This window comes from Sutterella massiliensis (assembly GCF_016899755.1).
GTDB classification, from domain to species: domain Bacteria; phylum Pseudomonadota; class Gammaproteobacteria; order Burkholderiales; family Burkholderiaceae_F; genus Sutterella; species Sutterella massiliensis.
Genome location: NZ_JACJJC010000358.1, coordinates 1 through 332, shown reverse-complemented (window position 1 = coordinate 332; position 332 = coordinate 1). Strand labels below are relative to the sequence as shown.

1 protein-coding gene is annotated in these 332 nt (G+C 57.2%); it reads right to left on the bottom strand.

What is annotated here, in order from left to right:
• The coding region (locus H6A60_RS12905; protein WP_205105264.1) for a hypothetical protein at positions 1–182 on the bottom strand (182 nt) is incomplete at its 3' end.
• Positions 183–332: the final 150 nt, after the last annotated feature.

Below are 332 nucleotides of genomic sequence, written 5' to 3'. Positions count from 1 at the left end.
GCTTCGCGGAATTGCGTGCTAGAGATGACTTCGTGCTTCACAACCTCGCGGATCGGAAGTTCGAAGCTGCCCTCGTAGTCGAAACAGAGTGCCTTCTTGTCGCCGAGGCGCCCGCGGATGCCGTAGCAGCCCCAAGACGCACGGCGAAAGCCGGTGAACACGGTGTGTTGTTTCAGTTTCATGGTGTGCTCCAAAAGAAGAGCGGGCACGCCATGACCCCACGGGGGACCAAGAACGCCCCCGCTCGGGTTGAGAGAAGAAAGTTTTAAAGCCTGAAGATCAGAAGAGAACCTCCCGCCTTGGCGGCTTTGAAGCCGTAATGCGAATAGAAC